1 protein-coding gene is annotated in these 1414 nt (G+C 33.5%); it reads left to right on the plus strand.

Going from position 1 to position 1414, the window contains the following annotated elements; translation table 11 throughout:
• Positions 1–405: 405 nt before the first annotated feature.
• Positions 406–1314: a hypothetical protein gene (locus ACOVQ4_RS17835; RefSeq protein WP_421821972.1), complete on the plus strand. Its 909-nt coding sequence runs from the start codon at positions 406–408 to the stop codon at positions 1312–1314.
• The last annotated feature ends 100 nt before the right edge of the window (positions 1315–1414 follow it).

Raw genomic sequence — 1414 nt, forward strand, 5'->3', positions numbered from 1 at the left:
CATTCATTTAAGTTAATACGCAAAATAAAGTTTAAGATTGTGCTTTAAGCTTTCAAGTATCGGCTTTCGGCGGTGGGCTATGGGAAAAATGCTTGTCCGTGGTCGTTAAAAATATTTTAGCACTCTTTGACTATTGCCTGTTGCCTTGTCCCTAAAACACAAAACTTAAATATAATGCTGCACGATTACTTAATATGGTATAAGTAAGAATGTAAAAATCGATTTGAGTGCTTGGCTTTACGGCATAGAAATTAGGCAAATGGTCTTGATAATTTCAGCATCCCATGATATTGTACTATTTTTGTAGCAACAAAGACTAATATTTTCTGATACATCGATTTGGTGAAATTTCTCGAGTACTTAAATAGCCTGTTCCCATATATCATTAAACTTATAAAGTATCTTTTGGGTACTTGTGTATTTTTATGGCTTACGGTGTTCGTTTATCTTCATTTTATACCAATTTCACAAGACCGATATCATGCAGCAATCAGTCAAAAACAAAAACTTCTTGAAGAAACTCCCTCTCCACGTATTATAGTTACAGGAAGCTCCTCCGCTGCATTTGGTATCAATAGCACAATTTTGCATAATGATTTTAATCTTCCAGTGATAAATTTAGCACTAGATTCCGATCTAGGAAGTAGTTTTATGTTAAAGCAACTCGAAGGTCACCTACAGCCCAACGATATAGTTTTATTAATCATCGACTATCAAACTACCCCAAAAGGAGAGTTGGTCTCACAGTTGATTACCAGCGATTACTTACCTGAAGCAAAAGATTGGCAATCCTCTTTTAGTTTTTCCGAAAAATGTGAAGGGTATGTCGCCTATTACTGGTATATTTTCAAATCAACCTTTCTAGGTTTGTGGGACATGGCTCATATTAAAAAAGAATCTTCGTTTGGAAAAATATATACTCGAAATGGTTTTAATACAAAGGGTGATTTAATTTCTCATCTTGGACAACCACCTTATATCAAAAACCACCTACCACCACTTATAAATTCGGACGTATTCAGACAACAAATCGAGGAAATAAATCAGTTCAACCAATACGCTACAGAAAAGAAAGCCAAATTATTTTGGGTAATAGGATGCTGTTCTGAAGAATATTTTGAGCAAAATCATAAAGCAATACAACAATATGAAAAAGTATTAAATCAATCTTTATTTTGCCCGATTATTGGTAATCCACTCACTGGTGTTATGGATGACACCCTATATTTTGACACACAAAATCATCCAAATGAGGAGGGTAGAAAAATTTGGACTTATAGAATTGTTGAATTATTGGACAACTTTGATTTTTAATGCAACACCTTAGTACTCAATATCAAAATCATAAAACATTGAAGTCATAAAAATTTTCTAACTTTGTATTTTAGCACTACTCCTTTACCATCATGAAAGC

This window comes from Flectobacillus sp., assembly GCF_049240685.1.
Classification (GTDB): Bacteria; Bacteroidota; Bacteroidia; order Cytophagales; family Spirosomataceae; genus Flectobacillus.